Origin of the sequence: Verrucosispora sp. FIM060022, assembly GCF_003977705.1 — a bacterium.
In the GTDB taxonomy this organism is placed as follows: Bacteria; Actinomycetota; Actinomycetes; order Mycobacteriales; family Micromonosporaceae; genus Micromonospora; species Micromonospora gifhornensis.
Map to the genome: position 1 here is coordinate 597,599 of NZ_RQIV01000003.1, position 21,848 is coordinate 619,446.

Sequence of the window (21,848 nt, forward strand, 5' to 3'; positions counted from 1 at the left end):
GGCCGGGCTGTCAGGTCCGGTCCGACCAGCAGCGTCGGGAGTCGCCGTGTCCTACCACGACCTGTCGTACTGGCTGTCCACCGTCGACGAGCCGCTGACTCCGCGTCCGACGCTGGGCGGTGACGCCGACGCCGACGTGGTGATCGTCGGTGCCGGCTACACCGGGCTCTGGACGGCGTACTACCTGGCGCAGGCCGACCCGACGTTGCGCATCGTGGTGCTGGAGCGCCAGGTGGCCGGGTTCGGCGCGTCCGGGCGCAACGGCGGCTGGTGTTCCGCGCTGCTGCCCACCTCGCTGACCGGGCTGGCCCGTCGGCACGGTCGGGACGCCGCGATCGCCATGCAGCGCACCATGCACGACACGGTGCGCGAGGTCGGCCGGGTGGTCGCGGCCGAGGGCATCGACTGCCATTGGGCGTACGCCGGCACTGTCGTGCTCGCCCGCAGCGCACCGCAACTGCAGCGGGCCCGCGCGAGCGTCCTGGAGGCGCGGGAGTTCGGTTTCGGCGCCGAGGATCTCGCCCTGCTCGGTCCCGACGAGGCCGAGGCCCGGTGCGCCGCCGAGGGGGTACGGGGTGGCACGTACACCCCGCACTGCGCGACCGTGCATCCGGCCCGGCTGGTCCGCGGGCTGGCCCGGGCGGTCGAGCGACGAGGGGTGACCCTCCACGAACGGACCCCGGTCACCCAGATCCGTCGAGGCGCGGCGGTGACCCCGCACGGGACGGTACGCGCGCCGGTGGTGGTGCGGGCGACCGAGGGGTACACCCCGGGGCTGCCCGGGCAGCGGCGGGCCATCGCTCCGGTCTACTCGCTGATGCTCGCCACCGAGCCGCTCCCACCGGCCACCTGGGCCCACATCGGCCTGGTCGAGCGGGAGACGTTCACGGATCTTCGGCACGTCATCATCTACGGCCAACGCACCGCCGATGGTCGGCTCGCCTTCGGCGGGCGGGGTGCGCCGTACCATTTCGGCTCGCGGGTGCGGGCCGCGTACGACCGGGAGCCGCGGGTCTTCGCGGCGCTGCGTCGCACGCTCACCGAACTCTTCCCGGTGCTGGGCGCCGACGTGCCCGTGTCACACACCTGGGGTGGGCCGCTCGGGGTGACCCGGGACTGGACCGCCTCGGTCGGCTACCACCCGAGCGAGGGGCTGGCCTGGGCCGGCGGGTACGTGGGTGACGGTGTCGGCACCAGCAACCTGGCCGGACGCACCCTGGCCGACCTGATCCGGGGTGAGCGGACCGAACTGACCGCACTGCCCTGGGTCAACCACCGGTCTCCGCGCTGGGAGCCGGAGCCGCTGCGCTGGCTGGCCGTCAACGCCGGCCTACGGGTCATGTACTCCGCCGACGACGCCGAAAGTCGCACCGGCCGCCCTTCCCGCCGAGCCGAGACCTTCTCCCGCCTGCTCGACAGCTGAGCCCTTCCGTCCGCACCTCTGGAATCGGGCGGGACGCCCGCGCGGGTCAGTGGGACGGGGGGATCACGCGGAGGTGGCCGCGGCGGGAGGTCGCGGAGCTGGGGGGTGTGCTCGCCTGGGCGTTGGGGTTCTGGTCGTCCTGGGGCGGACGGGGGGCGGGGCGGGCGGCCTCACGTACCGCCTCGGCGAGGGCGACCAGGTCGTCGGTGGTGGGCGGCGGGGGCTCGAACTCGCCCTCGTGCCGGACCACCTCCCAACCCCGAGGGGCGGTGAGGCTGCGGGCGTGCGGCTCGCAGAGGTCGTACGTGTGCGGTTCGGCGAAGGCGGCCAGTGGGCCGACCACGGCTGTCGACTCGTTGTAGACATAGGTCAGCGTGGCGACTGCTTGCCGGGGGCAGCCGTTGCGGGAGCAGCGCCGTGGTGACCTCACGGGCGCAGGGTATCTCCATTACCGGGTCCGGCGCACCGCTTCGCGTTACGACACGCCCGTCTTGGTGATCACATTTCCCACACGACGGTCCGACGCGCCACGTGCCGACGCAGCTGTGACCTGCCCCGGGCGGCGGCTACCCTTTGGCTCATGACGAGCCCGGAGAGCCGCCGCCCCGGCGGCAGCCGGCGCGGCCACCGCGACCGGCATGGCCGTGGCCTGCGCGGACGGCTCGTGCCGGCCACCGTGCCGCTGGCGCGCACCAAGGCCGAGATCTTCGACGACCTCGTGCTGGACACCGTCGAGACGCTGGAGCGCCGGTTCGCCAAGGAGCTGGCCGGCGTGGAGTTCGCGGTGGAGGACGTCCCGCCGGAACTCAACGTCTACGACTCCGACGTGCTGGAGGACGGCGAGGTCCCGCTGGCCCGGTTGCTGCCGGGTCGGCCCGGCCGCCAGGAGGTGCCGCCCCGGATCGTGCTGTACCGCCGCCCGCTGGAGTTCCGGGCGATGGACCGGGAGGACCTGGCCGACCTGGTGCACGACGTGATCATCGAGCAGGTGGCGAACCTGCTCGGCGTCGACCCGGACGAGCTGGCCTGACCCTCGGGTCCGAACGACTGTCGCGGCCCCCACCGCGACACGCCGTCCCAGTCTGGGCGGGGCGGTCCCCCACCGCCCCCACCCGACGACGGATCAGGCGGCGCGCCGCTTGAGCTTGCGACGCTCCCGCTCGGAGAGCCCGCCCCAGATCCCGAACCGCTCGTCGTGTCCGAGAGCGTATTCGAGGCACTCCGTCTTGACCTCACACCGCGAGCAGATCCGCTTCGCCTCGCGGGTCGAGCCGCCCTTCTCGGGGAAGAACGCCTCCGGGTCGGTCTGCGAGCACAACGCCCGCTCCTGCCACTCCGGCGCGTTTCCGAGCAGGTCGGCCGCCTCGAGTTGGCCGTCCATCAGTTGCCTCCTTGTCGCGCACCGGCGTCATCGCCGCTGCAACCCCCCACGCGAAAGGCGTGTTTGTCCGTCCGGCCCCGTTTTGTTGCGTTCCGTGCGAACAACCCCATTCAAATTACACGCGTGTAATGCGTGCGCCGTCAAGCCAAACTTGATAATGGAGTCGCCCTCCCGACACGCCCCCGGACGGCCGTCCGGACCACCCGGCCTCGCCCTGCCCTATCGATTCAGACCCCGGCCGAGTAACGCCCCTCCCGGCGAGTTGCGCGAGTTTTCTCCCGTGGCGCTCGCTCCTCGGCCGGCCCCGTCGGGCCGCGCGCAAGCGCTTCCGGCAGACTCCCCGGCAAACCTTTGATCTTGATCCGCAAGGTTATCCCGACTTCGCCGGCGCCGCCCGTCGGCGACAAAAGCGACGGCCGCACCTCGTCCACAATGTGGACTGGGCGCGGCCGTCGGCAGAGCGAGCAGAGTCAGTCGGTGGGTGGAGAATCGCTGGTGGGCCAGACGAACTCGGCCACACCGCCACCGGTCACGGCGACCGTCCCGGCCGGCCGCTTTTCGTCCCACCAGATGGTATACGATCCAGCGGGGAGATCCGGATACACGGCACTGTGGAACGTCCCGTCCTGGACCGGGCGTTCCCGCACAGCAGCATGGGTACGCGGTCGACCGTCCTCGCCCAGCGGGCTGATCTCAATTTCCCGGCCGAGCAGTTGACGCCCGGTGTAAATGATCAGAGCACCGGTGTCGCCACCCAGGTTGAGCAGGACGGTTCCGCTGCCCGTCGGCCCGTACGCGTGCACGTGATCGGTCATCCGACACCCCGGCTCAGGTCTGCACCGACGGGTTGTTGAACCCGTCGTACGGCGTACCGAGGAATGGGAAATTGCGCAGGAACGGCGCGGTCACGTCGGCCTCGGTCAGGCCCGGCGTCACCGCGGCGGCGGCATCGTCCGGAGTGAACTTCCGGTCCACCAGCGGCACGGTGAGCCCGGCGATCGCCCGCAGCGCGATTGTCACCACGTCGTCGGTGACCCGCCGGCCGTTGGGGTAACCCGCCAGGTCACCGCCGAGCACACCGAGCCGGTTCGGTCGGCGGGCCGGCGCGATCGCGGTGTTCAGGCGCAGCATGTCGGCCTGGGTGTCCCCGGTGGTGTTGGTGAAGCCCCTGATCAGCCCCTCCGGGATGCCGGTGAGCAGGATGGCGACGAGGTCCGCCCGCGCCTTCTTCGACTTGTTCAGGTTCTCCAGGTTGGGGAAGACGCCCGGGTAGAGCACCGGCAGCAGCGCGGCCAACTCCGGTTGCTCGACGAACTGCGCGAACCGCTTGTCCTCCGACGGCGGCAGGGTGTTCCACAGATCCTTCTGCGCCATCGGCACGATTACCTCATTGAACAACGGGTTACCCAGCCGGGAAACCTGGGTGAACGGGCCGGTGCTGGTGTCGGCGGCGACCTTGTCACCAAGCACCCGCACCTGACGCCGGGAGGCCGACGTCCACACCCCGATCACCGACGCCGGCTCCTGCCAGTGGTACCGGTCGGCACGCCGGCGCAGCTTACCGACGGGCACCTGGAGGGCGATGCTGTGCACGTTCATCCGGTCGAGCGCGTTGACCGGCTCACCGGCGGCCTTGAAGATTTTCTTGCCCGCCACGTGCAGCTGCTGGAACGGACGCAACGTGCCGAGGTCGAAGATCGCCCCCAGGTCGACGTAGAAGCCGTCCGCCCGCTGGCCGGCGAAGACCTTCTCACCCGTGGAGAGGTTGAAGGTGGCCTGGCGCACCAGGTCGCCGTACTTCGGAGTGGACAGTGGGCCCACGTTGCTCGGCGGGCAGGGCAGCTTGCGGGCCAGCACCTGTTCCTTGCCACCGGCGATCCGGGTCAACCGGTAGAACTGCCGCCGGTTCCAGTTCTTGCTGTCGAGCGCCTCGATCGGGCCGGTGTTGTAAAGGAAGCTGTTCGGGTTCGTGATCTCGGTGCTGAACTCGAAACGGTAGGTGACGTCCGGCCGACCGTCCCCATTGTTGTCAATATGGATGTCGTACCGCACATCGTCGCCGAACTCGAAGAAGTTCGGGCCGCCAGAGGGCAGTTGCAGCGGCACGTAGTTGGCGATCAGCGTCACGGTGTCCGGGCGGTCCGGGGTGACGAACGCGTACAGGTCGGAGGAATCGGCGACCGGATCCTTGGCGATCTCCGGTGCCTCACGGTGGGAAGACATGGCGCAGCCACCTCACTGAGCGAGAAGAAAGGGGATTTCGACGACCGGTGGGGATCAGCGCCGAGCGGCGCGCCGCAACCGATCGGCCAGGCCACGGTCCCGCACCTCGATGCGGGACTCACCGACGAACACGTCCATCGCGTCGGAGCGACCGTCCCGCAGGTGCACCACGATCGTCTCGTCGACACCGGCGGCAGCGCCCTTGTCGTCACCGGCGGACGACAGACCCGGCACGGCGAGAGCAGCCGCGCCGAGGGTGGCGCTGGCCGCCGCTGTCAACGTCTGCCGGCGGGTCAAGCGCGGCCAACGCCGCTTGCGCGTCTCAGTTCTCATGGCAACCTTTCCGGCAGCGGCGCACACGGCCCGCGATGGCGGACGGACCGACACGACGACGCGCGCCGGCTCCGTGAGGGAGTTGCCGGCGGCGATCCTCGCCGCTACCGCCGCCGGCATCGACAGGTACGGCCGACGGCTGACGAAGGTTCGACGTCAGGCTTGAACGTGACCGTACGCAGTCGTACGCCTACGGGCCGGTCGGCCCGCTGCCGCCGCGATCGCCCGCAACTGCTCCTCGGTACGCGCCGACCCGTTGCCCGAGCCCGCCATCCGGGAGATGGTCTCCTCCATCAACGTGCCGCCCAGGTCGTTGCAGCCACTGCGCAGCAACTCCGCGCTGCCCTCGTCGCCGAGCTTCACCCAGGAGCACTGGATGCTGTCGATGCGGCCGTGCAGCAGCACCCGCGCCATCGCGTGCACCGCCCGGTTGTCCCGCCAGGTCGGCCCCGGCCGGGCGATGCCGGCGAGGTAGATCGGCGCGTTGGTGTGCACGAACGGCAGCGCCACGAACTCGGTGAACCCACCCGTACGATCCTGGATCCCGGCCAGCACCCGGAAGTGGGTCAGCCACTGGCCCGGATGATCCACGTGTCCGTACATCATCGTGGAGCTGGACCGGATGCCCAGCTCGTGGGCGGTGCTGACCACCTCGACCCAGGCGGCGGTCGGCAGTTTGCCCTTGGTCAGCACCCAGCGCACCTCGTCGTCGAGGATCTCCGCGGCGGTGCCCGGGATGGTGTCCAGCCCCGCTTCGCGCAGCCCGCTGAGCCACTCACGCACGGACACGCCGGCCTTGGCGGCGGCGGTGGCGATCTCCATCGGCGAGAAGGCGTGCACGTGCAGCTGCGGCACCCGCGCCTTGATCGCCCGGATCAGGTCGGCGTAGCCGGTCACCGGCAGCTTCGGATCGATGCCGCCCTGGAGGCAGACCTCGCTGGCACCGGCCTGCCACGCCTCCTCGGCCCGGTCGGCGACCTGCTCCACCGACAGCCGGTACGCGTCGGCGTCGCGCTCACGCTGGGCGAACGCGCAGAAGCGGCAGCCCACGTAGCAGACGTTCGTGAAGTTGATGTTGCGGTTGACGACGTAGGTGACGTCGTCCCCCACCGCGTCGCGGCGCAGGTCGTCGGCGGTACGGCAGAGTTCGTCGAGCGCTTCGCCGTCGGCGGCGAACAACGCCAGCGCCGCGTCGGCGTGCCGGGGCTCCAGCAGGGCCGCCGGATCCTGCGCGGCCAACCGCAGCCCGGCGCGCAGGTCGGCGTCGCCGACGCCCACGGTGGCCGACCGGCCGGCCGCCCCCGCCGGGCCGTCCTCCGCCGCCCGGGTCGAAGGTACGACGGCCTTGGCGGCCACCTCCGACCAGTCGCCGTAGACGTGGTCGAAGTCGCCTCGCCGGTCGCCCGTACGTCCCGTGGTGTCGATGGTGACGTGCAGGTCGGTACGCCCGCCGTACGCCTCGTCGGGCTCCTGCCACGGCCGACCCACCGGCCGGGCCGACTCCACGGCCAGCCCGGTCGCCGGATCGGCCAACGCACCGACGTGCGGCAGCAGCCGCGGATCCAGCCACGGGTCGCCGGCCCGCACGTACTCCGGGTAGATGGTCAGCCTTTCCCGCAGCGTGAACCCGGCCCCGGCAGTACGCGCCGCCAACTCGTCGAGCTGCGGCCAGGGGCGCTCCGGGTTGACGTGGTCCGGGGTCACCGGGGAGACCCCGCCCCAGTCGTCGATGCCGGCCCGCAGCAGCAGGTCGTACTCGCCGGCGATCAGGTTGGGCGGGGCCTGGATGCGCGCCTTCGGCCCGAGCAGCACCCGGGCCACCGCCACGGTCGCGGCGAGGTCGTGCAGCTCCGCGTCGGGCATCGACCGCATGGCGGTGTCCGGCTTGGCGCGGAAGTTCTGCACGATCACCTCCTGGAGGTGGCCGTACTCCCGGTGCGCCCGGCGGATCGCAAAGATCGCCTCCACCCGCTCGGCGAGGGTTTCGCCGATGCCGATCAGGATGCCTGTGGTGAACGGGACGCCGACCCGGCCGGCGTCGTCGAGCACCCGCAGCCGTACCGCCGGTTCCTTGTCCGGTGAGCCGTAGTGCGGGCCACCCGGCTCCGACCAGAGCCGGGGCGCGGTGGTCTCCAGCATCATGCCCATGCTCGGCGCGACCGGCTTGAGCCGCTGCAACTCCGACCAGGAGAGCACGCCCGGATTCAGGTGCGGCAGCAGGCCGGTCTCCTCCAGCACCGCCACCGCGCAGGCCCGCAGGTAGTCCAGGGTCGACTCGTAGCCCCGCTCGTCCAGCCACTGCCGGGCCGCCGGCCAGCGCTCCTCCGGCCGGTCGCCCAGCGTGAACAGCGCCTCCTTGCACCCCTGCGCGGCACCCGCCCGGGCGATCGCCAACACCTCGTCGCGATCGAGGAACGCGGCCGGCAACCGGTGCGGCACGGTGGCGAAGGTGCAGTAGTGGCAGCGGTCCCGGCACAGCCGGGTCAGCGGGATGAAGACCTTCTTGGAGTACGTCACCACACCCGGCCGACCGGCGTCACGCAGACCGGCGTCGCGGATCGCCCCGGCGATGTCGAGCAACTCGTCAAGCGCCGCGCCGCGCGCGGTCAGCAGTGTCGACGCCTCCTCGACGTCGAGCGCCCGCCCGGCCGCAGCCCGGCGCACCGCCCGGCGCACGCCGGCCTCGCTCGACACGGGCCCGCTCCCGTCAACCATCCGCTCAGCCTATTCGCTGCGGCCCGTCCCTTTGCGCCGGCGTGGGCAACCACACCGTTGCGTCACACGTCAGGTCGATTGCCCGCCCAGATCGATGCGCCGGGTACGGTCATCGTCACCGTCCGGCCGGGGCAGCGCCTGGGTCGGTTCGGCGCTGGACGTCGCCTCGCTCGGACGAGCGATGGCTTCGGTCGGCTCGGCGCTGGACCTGGCTTCGGTCGGGCGCGCGATGGCCTCGGTCGGGTCGGCGCTCTGGCGCGCGATGGTCTGGGTGGCGTCGGCCGACGCGGGCTGACCGAACGGCGGCGCGGAGGGCTGCGGCGCGGACGGTGGCGACTGCGGGGGGACGGCCGGCTGACCGTGCGGCGGCCAGGTGTGCGGGGACGCGGACGACTCCGACGACGGCGCCTGCCCGGCCATCGGCCACCCGGCGGAGGCACCGGTCTGCTGACCCGCACCGGCGCTGCTCGGCTGGTCACCAGCAGACCACCCGCCGCTCGACCACCCCTCGGCCGGATAACCGGACTGCCCGCCCGCACCGGAACCAGGCTGACCCGGATAGCCGGACTGGCCGGCCCCGCCGGGACCGGGCTGGCCCGGGTACCAGGGCTGCCCCGCGCCGCCGCCGGGCTGGCCCGGGTTGCCCGGCCAGCCGGGCTGCGGAGTGCCGTACACGCCGGGCTCGGCCTTTGGCCGGGGCACGTGGTAGAGCCGCCGCCAGATGCTCCACACCACGTACGCGGCCAGCCCGAACAGCGCCACCCAGGCGGTCCGGGCGAGCATGCCGGTGAGGGCGTCGAAGATCTGCGCCTCGGCCAGCCGACCGACCATCCAGATCAACAGGGTCAGCCCGCCGAGCACGGCGCTGACCGCGTACTCCACGAGCGCGACCTGTGTGATCAGCTTCGCCTTCGGGACCGCCGGGGCGATGTGCGTGGCCAGCAGCACGGCCAACAGCGGCAGCACGACCGCCTCCAGCCCGATGAAGGCGAAGAAGGCACTGCCCGCACGGCCGGTCACCGTGCTGTAGGCGCCCTGGGGGGTCACCAGCCGGATCAGACCGACGAAGAGGAATACGGCGTTCGCGGCCAGGAGCACGAGGGCGGCGAGTTCCCGCAGCGGCCGGGTCACCTGACCGGCCGGCGGCGGGGTGTGGGGCGAGGGCTCGGCGGGGCTGGTCACGAACTCTCCCTGGGGGCGAAAGCGGACAGATGCCGACGTGAGCCTAGTCTCCCCGGGCGACTCTCCGCCGCAGGCGTCAGGTAGGCGAGGATGGTCGGATGCGCATCGTGGTTCTGACCGGGGGAATCGGCGGAGCCCGCTTCCTGCTCGGGGTGCGGGCCTACGCCCGGGAGGTGGGCGCGGAGGTTACCGCAGTGGTCAACGTCGGCGACGACCTTCGCCTGCACGGGCTACGCGTCTGCCCGGATCTGGACAGCGTCATGTACACCCTCGGCGGGGGTGCCGACCCGGAGCGGGGCTGGGGCCGGACCGGGGAAAGCTGGACGGTCAAGGACGAGTTGGCCGCGTACGGTGCCGAGCCGAGCTGGTTCGGGCTGGGCGACAAGGACCTCGCCACCCACCTGGTTCGCACCCAGATGCTGGACGCGGGCTATCCCCTGCACGAGGTGACCGAGGCGTTGGCGACCCGCTGGCAGCCGGGCATCCGTCTGCTCCCGGCCACCAACGACCGCCTCGAAACCCACGCCATCGTGAGTGCGAGGAGTGAGCTTGCGAGCCCCGCAGTCACGAACGACGCCCATGGTGTCGAGTTCGGCGGTACCCAGCGGGCGATTCACTTCCAGGAGTGGTGGGTGCGGCATCGGGCGCAGTTGCCGACGCACCGGTTCGTGTTCGTCGGGGCGGACGCGGCGAAGCCGGCTCCCGGCGTGACCGAGGCGATCGCCGAGGCGGACGTGGTGCTGATCGCGCCGAGCAATCCGGTGGTCAGCATCACGCCGATTCTGGCCGTGGCGGGCCTGCGGGACGCGGTGGCGAACGGGCCGGCGCCGGTGGTGGGCGTGTCGCCGATCATCGGTGGCGCGCCGGTGCGGGGGATGGCGGACCGGTGCCTGGCGGTGGTCGGGGTGGAGTGCAGCGCGGCCGGTGTCGGCCAGTTGTACGGCGCACGGTCGGCCGGTGGCCTGCTCGACGGCTGGCTGGTGGCGGAGGAGGATGCGCAGACGCTGGTGCCGCAGGTGTCTGTGCGGGCGGCACCGCTGCGGATGAGCGACGAGGCGGCGACGGTGGCGATGGTCCGCGCCGCGGTGGGGATGGCATGAAACTGGAGATCCTGCCGGTGCCCGGCATCGGCCACGTGACTGAGGGCGACGACCTGGCCGCACTGATCGCGACGGCTGCGCCCTGGCTGCGCGACGGCGACGTGCTCGTGGTGACCAGCAAGATCGTGTCCAAGGCGGAGGGCCGGTTGGTGGACGTCCCGGCCGACGGCCCGGAACGGCAGGCCGCTCGGGACGAGATTCTCGCGGCCGAGACCGCCCGGGTGGTGGCCACCCGGGGCGCGACCCGGATCGTGCAGACCCGGCACGGCTTCGTGATGGCCTCGGCCGGCATCGACGCCTCCAACGTCGACAAGACGCGGCTGGTCCTGCTCCCCGAGGACCCGGACGCCTCGGCCCGCGCGCTCCGTGCCGACCTGCGCGACCGGTACGGCGTGGAGGTGGCCGTCATCATCAGCGACACCATGGGGCGGCCCTGGCGTAACGGGCTGACCGATGTGGCCCTCGGCGTGGCCGGGATGAGCGCCATCCGCGATCACCGGGGCGAGGTCGATCCGTACGGCAACGAGTTGGTGCTGACGCAGATGGCGGTGGCCGACGAGTTGGCCGGGGCGGGCGAACTGATCAAGGGTAAGTGCGACCAGATGCCGGTGGCGGTGATCCGTGGCTACCTGAGCGCGACCCCGCCCGACGACGGCGAGGGAGCCCGGGCCCTGGTCCGGGACGCCTCGATGGACCTGTTCGCGCTCGGTACCGCCGAGGCGACGGCTACCGGGCTGGCCGCTGCCGCCACCATCGCCGACCGCCCCGGTGACACCGCCCCCGATCCGGTGGCTGTCGATCGGGCGATCGCCGCGGTGGCGGACGTGGTCACTCCCGGCACGGTCTTCACCCAGGTCACCGACAGCGACGTACGCAATGGTCTGGTCGCCACCGTGGCCGGTTGGCCGGCCGAGGCGACCGCTCTGGTGCTCTGCTCCCCACCCACCCCGGTCGGCCCGGTGCAGCTGGTGCGTTTCGGTGCCGACGTGCAGCGCCTGCGCACCGCCCTCGCGGCGCACGGCGTCCCCTCTCAACTCCTCCCACCGCCCGCCCACACCACCGCCGTCGCCGCCCTGGCCCTCTGATCCGCAAGGTCGACGACACGTGGCCGATCTGCACGAAGTGGTCAGGTGTTCAGGATGGCGCGGCCCAGGGGGGTGAGGGTGTGCAGGACGGTGTTGCGGTCGCGGTGACTGGCCAGCAGACCGGCATTGCGCAGGACGGTGGTGTGCTGGCTGACGGCGGCCGGTGAGATGTACAGCCGGCGAGCCAGTTCACCGGTGCTGCAGCCGTCGTCACTGGCGGCGAGCACCGCCGCGCGGGTCCGTCCGAGCAGTGCGGCCAACGCTGTGGTGGATTTCTCCGGTTTGTCCGACGCCAGGCCACCCAGCCGGTCCACCGGGTAGACCAGCACCGGCGGCAGTTCCGGATCGAGCAACGCGACAGGCATGTCCGCGCAGAAGAACGACGGCACCAGCAGCAGGCCGCGTCCTTCCAGGTGCAACTCGCGGCTGTTCGGATAACCGGGGATCTCCAGGATGCCCGAGTCCCACCGCACCCCCGGCCGCAGACCGGTCAGCAGCCCTTTGACGCCACCGTCGAGCAGGGTCCGCGCCCGCCGAGCCCGGTCGGCCTCCACCGCCGCCTGGACGTGCGTCCAGTACGGCCCGAGGGCCAGCTCACGGTAGCGGCCCATCGCGGTCGTCAGTTGCTCCAGGGCATCCGGCTCGCCCCGCGCCAGCGCGCCGGCGTCGGCGGGCAGGCTTCGGGTATTGGCCACCAGGGTGAGGTCGCGGTGCAGCAGCGACACCGGGGTACGCCGGACGGCCTCCATCCCCGCCTCGAACCCGTCCACGCTCTCGTACGGAGTGAGGAAGTCCGGGAAATATCCACGTGGCGGATTCAGCGCCAGCAACAGCCGCAGGCCGTCGATGTTCTCCTCGCGGTACAGATCACGCAGGACGTCGCGACGCCACCCGGACAGCAGCGGATCCCCGGTACGTTTCGGCAGCAGGTGCAGACTCAGCACCGCTTCCCAGACCGGATTCGCCGCCGGAGCCACCCGGGTCCGGAGGATGTCCTCGCCGGAGAAGTGGATCTTCAGCATGGAACGTCTCCCCGTCGCCTGGTTAGGGACGCCTGGCGACCTTCCGCACTTTACCTGGAGCGTGTCCGACAAGGGATGTTAAGCCTGGGCTAAAAGACCTCGACGGGCTCCGATCGAGTACGCCATAGTTCCCCATGTCGCACGGGTGCGACGCTCCTCGGACGTGCCGCAGGCACGACCGAGGTCGGGGGAAGGGTTGAACGGGCGGCGCCGTACGAGGGTCTGCGGCGGATATATTCCGCAGGGGTGCCGCCCGTTCGCCAACCCCGTGAAGGAAGGGCTCGATGTCAACGCCTCCAGTACTGACCGGGCCCCCGCTACAGCACGACGACGGCTGGGCGGCGCTGCACGCCGACGCCCTGGCGGTGCTCACCGACTGGCAGCCGACCTCCGCGGAGGCCGCGACGGCCCGCGACCGTACGCTCGACCTGCTGGCCGCCGGCACGACCGCGATGAGCCGGACGCACCGGGCCGGTCACGTCACCGCGAGCGCCCTGGTCTTCGACTCGACCGGCACCGAGGTGCTGCTCTGCCTGCACGGCAAGATGAGCATGTGGGTGCAGCTCGGCGGGCACTGCGAGCCGGGCGACCGGACCCTGGCCGGGGTCGCGTTGCGCGAGGCCACCGAGGAGTCCGGCATCGACGGCCTGTGGATGGACCCGCTGCCGATCGACGTGGACGTGCACTCGGTCGCCTGCCAGGGCGGATCACTGCACTACGACGTACGCTTCGCTGTTTTCGCCCCGCCGGCGGCGGTGGCGCAGGTCAGCGCGGAGTCCGAGGAGCTCGGCTGGTTCCCGCCGGACCAGCTGCCACATCCGCTGGCCGGCGGGACGGCCCGGCTGATCGCACCGGGCCGGGCCGCGTTCAGACGAGCTTGTCCTCGCCCCGCTCCTTGAGTTCGTCCACGATCGCCTTGACGTCCTGAGCGCGGTCACGCGGGCAGACCAGCAGCGCGTCGGAGGTGTCGACCACGATCAGGTCGCGCACCCCGACGGTGGCCACCAGCCGGCCGGACTGCGGCACCACCACCATGCCGCTGCTGTCGCGCAGCAGCACCTCGGCCTTGTCGTCCATCCCGAGCACCACGTTGCCGTCGGCGTCGGCCGGCAGCACCTCACCGAGGGTGTGGAAGTCACCCACGTCGTTCCACCGGAAGTCACCCGGTACGGTCGCCACCCGGCCCGCGCTGGCCGCCCCCTCCATCACCGCGTAGTCGACGGAGATCTTCGGCAACGTCGGCCAGACCGCGCCGAGGACGTCGTCCTGCTCGTCGCTGCCCCAGGCCGCCGCGATGCTTGTCACCCCGGCGTGCAGGGCGGGCTGCTGTCGGGCCAGTTCGGCGAGGAACGCCGACACCCGCCATACGAACATGCCGGCGTTCCACAGGTAACGGCCGGAACGGACGTACGCCTCGGCCACCTCGGCGTTCGGCTTCTCCTTGAACTCGGTGACCGGCCGCATCGGACCGCCACCGACCGGGTCGCCGGTCTGGAGGTAGCCGTAACCGGTCTCCGGCCGGGTCGGCGTGATCCCGACGGTCATCAACAGCCCCTGCTCGGCGCCCCGAATCGCCGCCTGCACGGTCTCCACCCAGCTCTGCGGGTCACCGATCAGGTGGTCGGCGGCGAACGAGCCCATGACCGCGTCCGGATCCCGTACGGCGATCACCGCCGCGGCCAGCGCGATGGCCGCGCAGGAATCCCGGGGCGAGGGCTCGACCAGGATGTTCTCCTCCGGTAGGCCGGTCAGTTGGCGGGCCACGGCCGCGGCGTGGGCCGCGCCGGTGACCACCATGGTCCGCTCCGGTGTGGTCAGCGGCGCCGCCCGCTGCACCGTCGCCTGGAGCAGCGAAGCGGACGTGCCGGTGAACGGATGGAGAAACTTGGGATGGCCGGCCCGGGACAGCGGCCACAACCTTGTGCCGCTGCCACCCGCCGGAATGACGACATAGATCACCAGGACATCATGCCCGAACCGCCCGGAGTGAGCGCCCGGGTTGCCCCGGGTTGCCGGCGTCAGGGCCGGGCCCGGGACCAGGCGGCGATGTGCACCTCGGCACTGGACTCCCAGGTGAACTCCTTCGCCCGATCGAAGCCGGCCTTGGCCAGCGACAGACGACGAGGCTCGTCGTCGAGCAGGGCCGCCAGGTCCGTGGCGATCTGGTCCGGGTCCTCGCTGGTGTACGCCACCGCGTCGCCCCCGACCTCGGGCAACGACAGCCGGGGCGTGGTGAGCACCGGGGCGGCGCACGCCATCGCCTCCAGGATCGGCAGCCCGAAACCCTCGCCGTACGACGGGTAGGCGGCCACCAGGGCACCGCCGAGGAAGCCGGGCAGGTCGGCGTAGCGCAGATAGCCGGGACGCAGCAGCCGCAGGTGCGAGGGCACCTCCGCCACCGCGCGGTCGATGTCGTCGTCGTGCCCCTGACCCCCGGCTACCACCAGAGCCGGCGGGTCCTGCCGGTCGGCCACCGCCCGGGCCCAGCCCCGGATCAGATTCGGTACGTTCTTGCGCGGCTCCTTGGCACCGAGGAACGCGACGTAACTGCTGCTGCCGAGGCCGAGTCGAGCCCGTACCCGGGCCTTCTCCTCGTCGCCCGGGGCGTGGAAGGCGGAGGGATCGACGCCGTGGTACGCGACGTCGATACGGGTCGGGTCGGCGTCCAGCAGCCGGATCAGCTCGTCGCGAGTGGCCTTGCTGGGCACGATCACCCGGTCGGCGCGGCGCAGCGAGGTCTTGATCGCACTCCGGAAGAACGTCCGGCGGGACTTGTCGTAGTGCTCCGGCTCGGTGAAGAAGGTCGCGTCGTGCACGGTGACGGTGACCGGACAACCGGCCCGCAACGGACAGGTGTAGAAGGGCGCGTGCAGCACCTCCGCGCCGACCTGCTGGGCGAGCAGCGGCAGGCCGGTCTGCTCCCAGGCCAGCCGGGCGGGGCGGTGCGCGACGGCGGCCGGCGCAGGGACGATCTCTGCGCCCGGCAGCATCCTGCGATAGCGCTCCAGGTCGGTGCGGAGACTGACGACGACCAGGTCCACCGCCGACCCGCACACCTTGCCGAGGGCGCCGAGCAGGCCATCGACGTATCTGCCGACGCCGCCACGGTCGGCGGGGACACTCGTGGCGTCGATGAGCACGCGGGGCGGGCGGCCGGCGGTCACGGGGCGACTCCTTGCGAAGGCGGGACTGTGGGGAACAACACTTCCGGCAAGCCTACGCCGGAGCCGGGTACGGACGCTGACTGCGACCCGACCGTACGCCGACTTGTCGTTGCCATCGAGTACGGCTGCCGGCCGCGTATCGTTCGCGTCGATGGCCGACAACATTGCCCGGGTGTTCGCCGACGCGATCGCGACCGACCCGAACCGACCCCTGCTGACCTGGTACGACGACGCCACCGGCGAACGCACCGAGCTTTCCGGCGCGACGCTGGCGAACTGGGTGGCCAAGACGGCCAACCTGCTCACCGACGAGTTGGCGCTGGGACCGGGTGGCACCGCCGCCGTACTGCTTCCGCCGCACTGGCAGACCGCCGCCGTTCTACTGGGCTGCTGGGCAGCCGGGCTGACCGTGGCCGAGCAGCCGGGTGACGTGGACGTGCTCTTCGCCGCCGCGGACCGGGTCGCCGAGGCGGATGCCTGGTCGACCGACGAGCGGTACGCCCTCGCGCTGCACCCCTTCGCGCTGCCGCTGCGGGAGGTCCCGGCCGGCTTCGCCGACTACGTCACCGAGGTACGGGTGCACGGCGACCACTTCGGCGCGTACCCGCCGGGCGGCCCGGCGCACACCGCGCTGATCGAGCGGGCGAGAGCACGCCCCGCCGAGTTGGGCATCTCCCCGGCCGACCGGGTCCTGATCGACGTGGACCGCCACCCGGACCCCCTCGACTGGCTACTGGCCCCCCTGACCGCCAACGCCACAGTGGTCCTCTGCGCCCACCCCGACCCCACCCTCCTCCCCACCCGCCAATCCACCGAACACACCACCCTCACCCTCCCCTAACCCCAACCCCCTCCACGCCCCCGCGCCCCCGCGCCCCCGCGCCCGCGCCGCGCCGCGCCCCGCGCCGCGCTTCCGCGATCTTGCAGTTTCGGTCGCCGATATGCCCTTTGCGCGACTTATGCCGCGACCAAAAGTGCAAGATCGCGGGGGCGAGGCCGTGGGGACGAGGGCGTGGGGGGGCGAGGGCGTGGGGCGGGAGGGAGGGGCGGGGTGAGGGTGAGGGCAGGGGTGGGTTAGGGGGTGCGGTGGTGGGCGAGGGTGGCGAAGGCGGTCAGGGACTCGGGGTTGGCCAGGGCGCCCTTGGCGGCGGCCTGGTCCACCGGGGTGCCGGTGAGGATCTTCTTGACCGGGACTTCGAGCTTCTTCGCCGACAGGGTGCGGGGGACGGCGCGTACCTGGTGAATCTCGTCGGGCACGTGCCGGGGTGACAGGGCGGTACGCAGTTCCCGGCAGATCTTCTTGCGCAGCTCGTCGTCGAGGGTCAGGCCGTCGGCGAGCACCACGAACAGCAGCAGCTCACCCGCGCCGCCCTCGTCGTCCTCCAGGTGCACCACCACCGAGTCGACGACCTCGTCCAGCGCCTCCACCACCGAGTAGAACTCGGCGGTGCCCAGCCGTACGCCGCCGCGGTTGAGAGTGGCGTCGGAGCGGCCGGTGATCACACACCCGCCGCGCGAGTTGACGGTGATCCAGTCGCCGTGCCGCCACACGCCCGGGTACACGTCGAAGTACGCCTCCCGGTAGCGGATGCCGTCCGGGTCGTTCCAGAAGCCCACCGGCATGCTCGGCATCGGCTCGGTGATGACCAGTTCGCCGAGTTCACCGAGGACCGGGGTGCCGTCGGCGGAGCGGGCCTCGACCTTGGCGCCCAACGCGCGGCAGGTGATCTCACCGGCGTACACCGGCAGCAGCGGCACCCCGCCGACGAAGCCGGTGCACACGTCGGTGCCGCCGGACAGTGACTGGAGTTGCAGGTCGCGGCCGACGGTGTCGTACACCCAGGTGAAGCCCTCGGCGGGCAGCGGCGCACCGGTGGAACCGACCCCGCGCAGCGCGGACAGGTCGGCGATCTCGCGCGGCACCAGGCCGGCCTTGCGGCAGGCCAGCAGGAACGGCGCGGAGGTGCCGAAGTAGGTGGTGCCGGACTCCTGCGCGAGCCGCCACAGCGCGCCCAGGTCGGGGTGGCCCGGGTTGCCGTCGAACAGCACGATCGCCGCGCCCACCGCCGGGGCGGAGACCAGGAAGTTCCACATCATCCAGCCGGTGGTGGTGAACCAGAAGAACCGGTCGGCCGGGCCCAGGTCGTGGTGCAGGGCGAGCATCTTCAGGTGTTCCAGCAGGATGCCGCCGTGGCCGTGCACGATCGGCTTGGGCAGGCCGGTGGTGCCGGAGGAGTAGAGCACGTAGAGCGGATGGTCGAAGGGCACCGGCGTGAACGTCAACGGCTCGTCGGTCGCCGCCGCGAGGTCGGCCCAGGACAACGCGCCATCCGGTGCGGGTGCCGCCGGGTCGAGGTAGGAGATGCCGACGGTGTGCCGCAGCGACGGCAGCGCGGCCCGGATCGCGGTCACCTCCGCCGAGCGGTCCACCGGCTTGTCGCCGTAGCGGTAGCCGTCCACCGCCACCAGCACCTTCGGCTCGATCTGCTGCCAGCGGTCGGTGACGCTGCGGGTGCCGAACTCCGGCGCGCAGGAGGAGAAGATCGCGCCGAGGCTCGCGGTGGCAAGCATCAGCACGTACGTCTCGGGGATGTTCGGCGCGTACGCGGCCACCCGGTCGCCGGTGGTGACGCCGAGCCGGCGCAGCCCGGCGGCCACCCGGCGGACCTGGTCGCGTAGCTGCGCGACGGTCAGCACCTCGGGCTCGCGGGTCTGCCCGTACGCGAGCACCACCGGGTCGTCGTCGGCCCGACCGGGCATCCGCAGCACGTTCTGCGCGTAGTTGAGGGTGGCGCCGGGGAACCATCGTGTCCCCGGCATGTCCCGCCCGGACAGGGTGGCGGTCGGCGGGGTGTGCGCGATCACCTCGAAGTGGTCCCAGATGGAACGCCAGAAGGCGTCCAGATCGGTGACCGACCACTGCCACAGCGCGTCGTAGTCGGCGAACTCCAACCCCCGGTGCTCGGCCAGCCAGCGCAGGTAAGCCCCGATCCGCGACCGCTGGAGCACGTCCGCCGGCGGCGTCCACAGCACGTCAGTCACTGCTCACTCCTCCCCTGGCCCGGCACGACGCTGTGCGGTGGGCCGTGGCGCCATCTTGCCCTACCCCGAAGCGCCATTCTCCGCAGCCGAACCCTGCGGGCGCATGTGCCCAGCCCACACGAGCGGGCCCGGTGCGGTGGGTGCGGGCGAGGGATCAGCCTGCCCGGTGGGCCTGGATGGCACGGCGGCGGGCCAGTCGGTGCTCGCGGCGGATCTCCGCCTCCCGCCAGCGTCGTTCGTCCTCAGCGGTTTCCGGCAGCACCGGTCGCACCGGCCGTGGCGCGCCGCCGACCTCGACGCCGACGAAGACGAGGTACGCGGTGGCCACCCGTACCGGCTCCTGCTCGGCCGAGTCCCAGCGCTCGGCCATCACCCGTACGCCGATCTCCATCGAGGTCTGCCCGGTCCAGTTCACCTGGGCGTACGCGTGCACCAGGTCACCCACCCGGACGGCCTCGGAGAAGACGATCTCGTCGATGGCGGCGGTGACCGCCGTACCGCCGCTGTGCCGGGCCGCCGCCGCGCCGGCCACGTCGTCGACGAACTTCATCAGCACGCCGCCGTGCACGGTTCCGTAGAGGTTCACGTCGATCGCGGTCATGATCCGACTGAGCGTGACGCGGGAGTACGACGTGGGTTTACCTGGCATGGCGGAGAGGTGCTCGGTCATGTCGAAAACGGTACGGTGCGCGGATGCGACATCTGTGGAGCTTCCTCGCCGGTTTGGTGGTGGTGCCGGTCACCTGGGTGCTGGTCACTCTCGGGCAGGACGGGTCGGCCAGCACGGTGAACCGGTGGGTGGAGATCGGCACCTCGAACACGGCCAATCTCATCGAGCCGGCCGTCTACCTCGCGGTCGGCGGCATCGTGCTGGGCCTGCTCGGCACACTGCGCATCTCACCGCTCGGCCCGCTGGTGGCCGGGCTACTGCTGGTCACCCCGTACATCGGGATGTTCGTCACACCGTTCGGGGTGCGCGACCGCATCCCGGCGGACTGGGAGTTCCTCGGTGATCCGCTGCCGCTACGCCTGCCGGTGGAGAACGGCACCCTGTTCCTGATCGGCATGATGCTGCTGGTGGCGACGTTCAGCGGTCAACGCTGGCGCCGCTGGCCACAGCCGGTGGCCGCACCGATGCCGGCCTCGGCCGCGGCGCCGACCCCGGCCGCAGCCACGGAGCAGACCCTGACGGACTGGCCGCCGGTCGAGTCGAACGAGCAGGACACCGCGCCGCTCAGCCTCGGCTATCCGGACCCGACCCCGACCGAGCCGCTGCCCCGCCGGACCGGCCACACCTCACCCTGGTCGGCCCCACCCGGCAACCTCCCGCGCCACGACGACACCCCCCACTGACCCAGCTCATGAGGTTGGCGGCGATCCGGAGATCCATCCGCCGCCAACCTCATGATCAGCAGGGGCCGACGTGGGCCTGGGGTCAGTCCTTGAGGAGCTGGCGGGCCATGACGATGCGCTGGACCTGGTTGGTGCCCTCGTAGATTTGGGTGATCTTGGCGTCGCGCATCATCCGCTCCACCGGGTAGTCCCGGGTGTAGCCGTAGCCGCCGAGCAGTTGCACCGCGTCGGTGGTGATCTCCATGGCGGCGTCCGAGGCGAAACACTTGGCCGCCGCACCGAAGTAGGTCAGGTCGGCGTCGCCACGCTCGGAGCGGCCGGCAGCGGCGTACGTGAGCTGCCGGGCGGCCTCCAGCTTCATGCCCATGTCGGCGAGCATGAACTGCACACCCTGGAACTCGGCGACCGCCTTGCCGAACTGCTTGCGCTCGGCGACGTACCCCTTGGCGTAGTCGAGCGCGCCCTGGGCGATGCCGACGGCCTGGGCGGCGATGGTGACCCGGGTGTGGTCCAGGGTCTGCATCGCGGTGGCGAAACCGGTGCCCTCGGCACCGATCATCCGGTCCGCCGGAATCCGCACGTTGTCCAGGTAGACCTCGCGGGTCGGGGAACCCTTGATGCCGAGCTTCTTCTCGGGTGCGCCGAAGCTCACCCCGGGATCGGACTTCTCGACCACGAAGGCGGAGATGCCGCGCGACCGGGCAGCGGGGTCGGTGACCGCGAAGACGGTGTAGAACTCGGAGACACCGGCGTTGGTGATCCACCGCTTCACGCCGTTGAGCACCCAGTGATCACCATCACGTACCGCGCGGGTGGTCATCGAGGCCGCGTCGCTGCCGGCCTCCGGCTCGGACAGGCAGTACGAGAACATCGCCTCGCCGGACGCGACCGGGGGCAGGTAGCGGCGCTTCAACTCCTCCGAACCGGCCAGCAGCAGCGGCATGGTGCCCAGCTTGTTCACCGCCGGGATGAGCGAGGACGAGGCGCAGGCCCGCGCCACCTCCTCGATCACGATGGCGGTGGCCAGCGCGTCCGCCCCGGCGCCGCCGTACTCGACGGGGATGTGCGGGGCGTGGAAGTCCGCGGCGCGCAGCGCGTCGTACGACGCCTTGGGGAACTCTCCGGTCTCGTCCGCCTCAGCGGCGTGCGGCGCAACTTTCGCCGCACAGACTTCACGAACCGCCTCTCGGATTGCTTCATGTTCCTCGGGCAACCGATATGCGTCGAACGACTGTTCTGCGGCCATGTCGGCCCCTCCCCTTCACGGCTATCATGCGCAGTCTGTAGCGTCACGTGGACGCCCCCCGCGCAGACTGAAGGATAGCGACCACAGTTCAGCCGATGTTACCGGCGCGTAGGCTTGGCCATCACGGTGTACGCCGCCGCTCGGCGATGATGGATGACAGAACCACCAAAAATGACCCCTCCGGCGCCGGCCCGGCGCCGCTGCGGAACGCGACGCGATTGCGCGCCGCCAGTGCGAGCGGAGAGACAGGCGTGACCATCCCGTACCCGAACACCCAGCCGATGCCCGTCATCGCCGCGGTGACACCCCCCTCGGGTGCCTCCCGCCCTCGGGTGACCTTCCTCGGCACCGGTTATCTCGGCGCGACGTACGCCATCTGCTACGCCGAACTCGGCTACGAGGTGCTCGGGTACGACGTCGACCCGGACAAGATCGCCAAGCTGAACGCCGGCGAGGTGCCGATCCACGAGCCCGGCCTCGACGAACTGCTACGGCGCAACCTCGCCGCCGGCCGGCTGCGGTTCAGCACCGACATCGCCGAGACCGCCGACTTCGGTGACGTGCACTTCATCTGCGTGG

At 71.4% G+C, this 21,848-nt stretch carries 20 protein-coding genes and 1 pseudogene; 8 read left to right on the forward strand and 13 right to left on the reverse strand.

The window, feature by feature from the left end; genetic code table 11:
* Positions 1–46 precede the first annotated feature (46 nt).
* Entirely contained in the window at positions 47–1,423 is a 1,377-nt protein-coding gene (locus EG812_RS13210) for an NAD(P)/FAD-dependent oxidoreductase (RefSeq protein WP_013731691.1), read from the forward strand.
* 46 nt (positions 1,424–1,469) lie between these two features.
* On the opposite strand, the gene EG812_RS13215 is transcribed toward EG812_RS13210, so the two are convergent.
* On the reverse strand, positions 1,470–1,853 hold the full coding sequence (locus tag EG812_RS13215) for a DUF3499 domain-containing protein (protein WP_050814541.1): 384 nt from the start codon (positions 1,851–1,853) through the stop codon (positions 1,470–1,472).
* A 150-nt stretch (positions 1,854–2,003) separates the two neighbouring features.
* Here EG812_RS13215 and EG812_RS13220 point away from each other — a divergent pair, with 150 nt between their 5' ends.
* Positions 2,004–2,453 carry a metallopeptidase family protein gene (locus EG812_RS13220; RefSeq protein WP_043719749.1) on the forward strand — a complete coding sequence of 150 codons (450 nt, stop codon included), beginning with the start codon at positions 2,004–2,006 and terminating at the stop codon, positions 2,451–2,453.
* 93 nt (positions 2,454–2,546) lie between these two features.
* Here the strand turns inward: EG812_RS13220 and EG812_RS13225 are convergent, their stop codons facing one another.
* The 6 genes from EG812_RS13225 to EG812_RS13250 form a co-directional block, all read right to left on the reverse strand.
* The gene (locus EG812_RS13225; protein ID WP_013731688.1) at positions 2,547–2,804 is read right to left on the reverse strand and encodes a WhiB family transcriptional regulator; all 258 of its coding nucleotides are present in this window, start codon (positions 2,802–2,804) and stop codon (positions 2,547–2,549) included.
* A gap of 470 nt (positions 2,805–3,274) precedes the next feature.
* The gene (locus EG812_RS13230) at positions 3,275–3,619 is read right to left on the reverse strand and encodes a hypothetical protein (RefSeq protein ID WP_043719747.1); all 345 of its coding nucleotides are present in this window, start codon (positions 3,617–3,619) and stop codon (positions 3,275–3,277) included.
* Between the two features lie 13 nt (positions 3,620–3,632).
* Positions 3,633–5,027: a DUF4331 domain-containing protein gene (locus EG812_RS13235; protein WP_013731686.1), complete on the reverse strand. Its 1,395-nt coding sequence runs from the start codon at positions 5,025–5,027 to the stop codon at positions 3,633–3,635.
* Positions 5,028–5,081: 54 nt separating this feature from the next.
* Positions 5,082–5,360: a hypothetical protein gene (locus EG812_RS13240; RefSeq protein WP_043719744.1), complete on the reverse strand. Its 279-nt coding sequence runs from the start codon at positions 5,358–5,360 to the stop codon at positions 5,082–5,084.
* A 156-nt stretch (positions 5,361–5,516) separates the two neighbouring features.
* The gene (locus EG812_RS13245; RefSeq protein ID WP_043719742.1) at positions 5,517–8,075 is read right to left on the reverse strand and encodes a bifunctional FO biosynthesis protein CofGH; all 2,559 of its coding nucleotides are present in this window, start codon (positions 8,073–8,075) and stop codon (positions 5,517–5,519) included.
* A gap of 69 nt (positions 8,076–8,144) precedes the next feature.
* Positions 8,145–9,257, reverse strand: coding sequence for a hypothetical protein (locus tag EG812_RS13250; protein WP_013731683.1), 1,113 nt, complete (start codon positions 9,255–9,257; stop codon positions 8,145–8,147).
* A 98-nt stretch (positions 9,258–9,355) separates the two neighbouring features.
* On the opposite strand from EG812_RS13250, the gene cofD reads away from it, so the two are divergent.
* Entirely contained in the window at positions 9,356–10,357 is a 1,002-nt protein-coding gene (gene cofD, locus EG812_RS13255; RefSeq protein WP_013731682.1) for a 2-phospho-L-lactate transferase, read from the forward strand.
* Entirely contained in the window at positions 10,354–11,442 is a 1,089-nt protein-coding gene (locus tag EG812_RS13260) for a coenzyme F420-0:L-glutamate ligase (protein WP_013731681.1), read from the forward strand. The genes cofD and EG812_RS13260 overlap by 4 nt, the downstream gene beginning before the upstream one ends.
* A 41-nt stretch (positions 11,443–11,483) precedes the next feature.
* Here EG812_RS13260 and EG812_RS13265 read toward each other — a convergent pair whose 3' ends face one another.
* Positions 11,484–12,464: an ArsR/SmtB family transcription factor gene (locus tag EG812_RS13265; protein WP_126711690.1), complete on the reverse strand. Its 981-nt coding sequence runs from the start codon at positions 12,462–12,464 to the stop codon at positions 11,484–11,486.
* A gap of 284 nt (positions 12,465–12,748) precedes the next feature.
* Here EG812_RS13265 and EG812_RS13270 point away from each other — a divergent pair, with 284 nt between their 5' ends.
* Positions 12,749–13,363 (forward strand): NUDIX hydrolase, encoded by a 615-nt coding sequence (locus EG812_RS13270; protein WP_126711691.1) that lies wholly within the window; start codon positions 12,749–12,751, stop codon positions 13,361–13,363.
* Here EG812_RS13270 and EG812_RS13275 read toward each other — a convergent pair.
* The gene (locus EG812_RS13275) at positions 13,332–14,423 is read right to left on the reverse strand and encodes a mannose-1-phosphate guanylyltransferase (protein ID WP_126711692.1); all 1,092 of its coding nucleotides are present in this window, start codon (positions 14,421–14,423) and stop codon (positions 13,332–13,334) included. The genes EG812_RS13270 and EG812_RS13275 overlap by 32 nt on opposite strands.
* Before the next feature lie 59 nt (positions 14,424–14,482).
* The gene (locus EG812_RS13280) at positions 14,483–15,628 is read right to left on the reverse strand and encodes a glycosyltransferase family 4 protein (RefSeq protein ID WP_013731677.1); all 1,146 of its coding nucleotides are present in this window, start codon (positions 15,626–15,628) and stop codon (positions 14,483–14,485) included.
* 151 nt (positions 15,629–15,779) lie between these two features.
* Between EG812_RS13280 and EG812_RS13285 the strand changes: the two genes are divergently transcribed.
* Entirely contained in the window at positions 15,780–16,469 is a 690-nt protein-coding gene (locus EG812_RS13285) for a TIGR03089 family protein (protein ID WP_126711693.1), read from the forward strand.
* Positions 16,470–16,702: 233 nt separating this feature from the next.
* Here EG812_RS13285 and EG812_RS13290 read toward each other — a convergent pair whose 3' ends face one another.
* A complete protein-coding gene (locus EG812_RS13290; protein ID WP_126711694.1) occupies positions 16,703–18,670 on the reverse strand; it encodes an acetoacetate--CoA ligase in 1,968 nt (655 codons plus the stop codon).
* A gap of 154 nt (positions 18,671–18,824) precedes the next feature.
* On the reverse strand, positions 18,825–19,340 hold the full coding sequence (locus EG812_RS13295) for an acyl-CoA thioesterase (protein WP_013731674.1): 516 nt from the start codon (positions 19,338–19,340) through the stop codon (positions 18,825–18,827).
* A gap of 23 nt (positions 19,341–19,363) precedes the next feature.
* On the opposite strand from EG812_RS13295, the gene EG812_RS13300 reads away from it, so the two are divergent.
* Positions 19,364–20,023 carry a hypothetical protein gene (locus EG812_RS13300; RefSeq protein ID WP_126711695.1) on the forward strand — a complete coding sequence of 220 codons (660 nt, stop codon included), beginning with the start codon at positions 19,364–19,366 and terminating at the stop codon, positions 20,021–20,023.
* A gap of 82 nt (positions 20,024–20,105) precedes the next feature.
* Here the strand turns inward: EG812_RS13300 and EG812_RS13305 are convergent, their stop codons facing one another.
* Positions 20,106–21,269: an acyl-CoA dehydrogenase family protein gene (locus EG812_RS13305; RefSeq protein ID WP_013731672.1), complete on the reverse strand. Its 1,164-nt coding sequence runs from the start codon at positions 21,267–21,269 to the stop codon at positions 20,106–20,108.
* A gap of 251 nt (positions 21,270–21,520) precedes the next feature.
* Here EG812_RS13305 and EG812_RS13310 point away from each other — a divergent pair.
* Positions 21,521–21,848 (forward strand): annotated as a pseudogene (locus EG812_RS13310) (UDP-glucose 6-dehydrogenase); the annotation flags it as partial.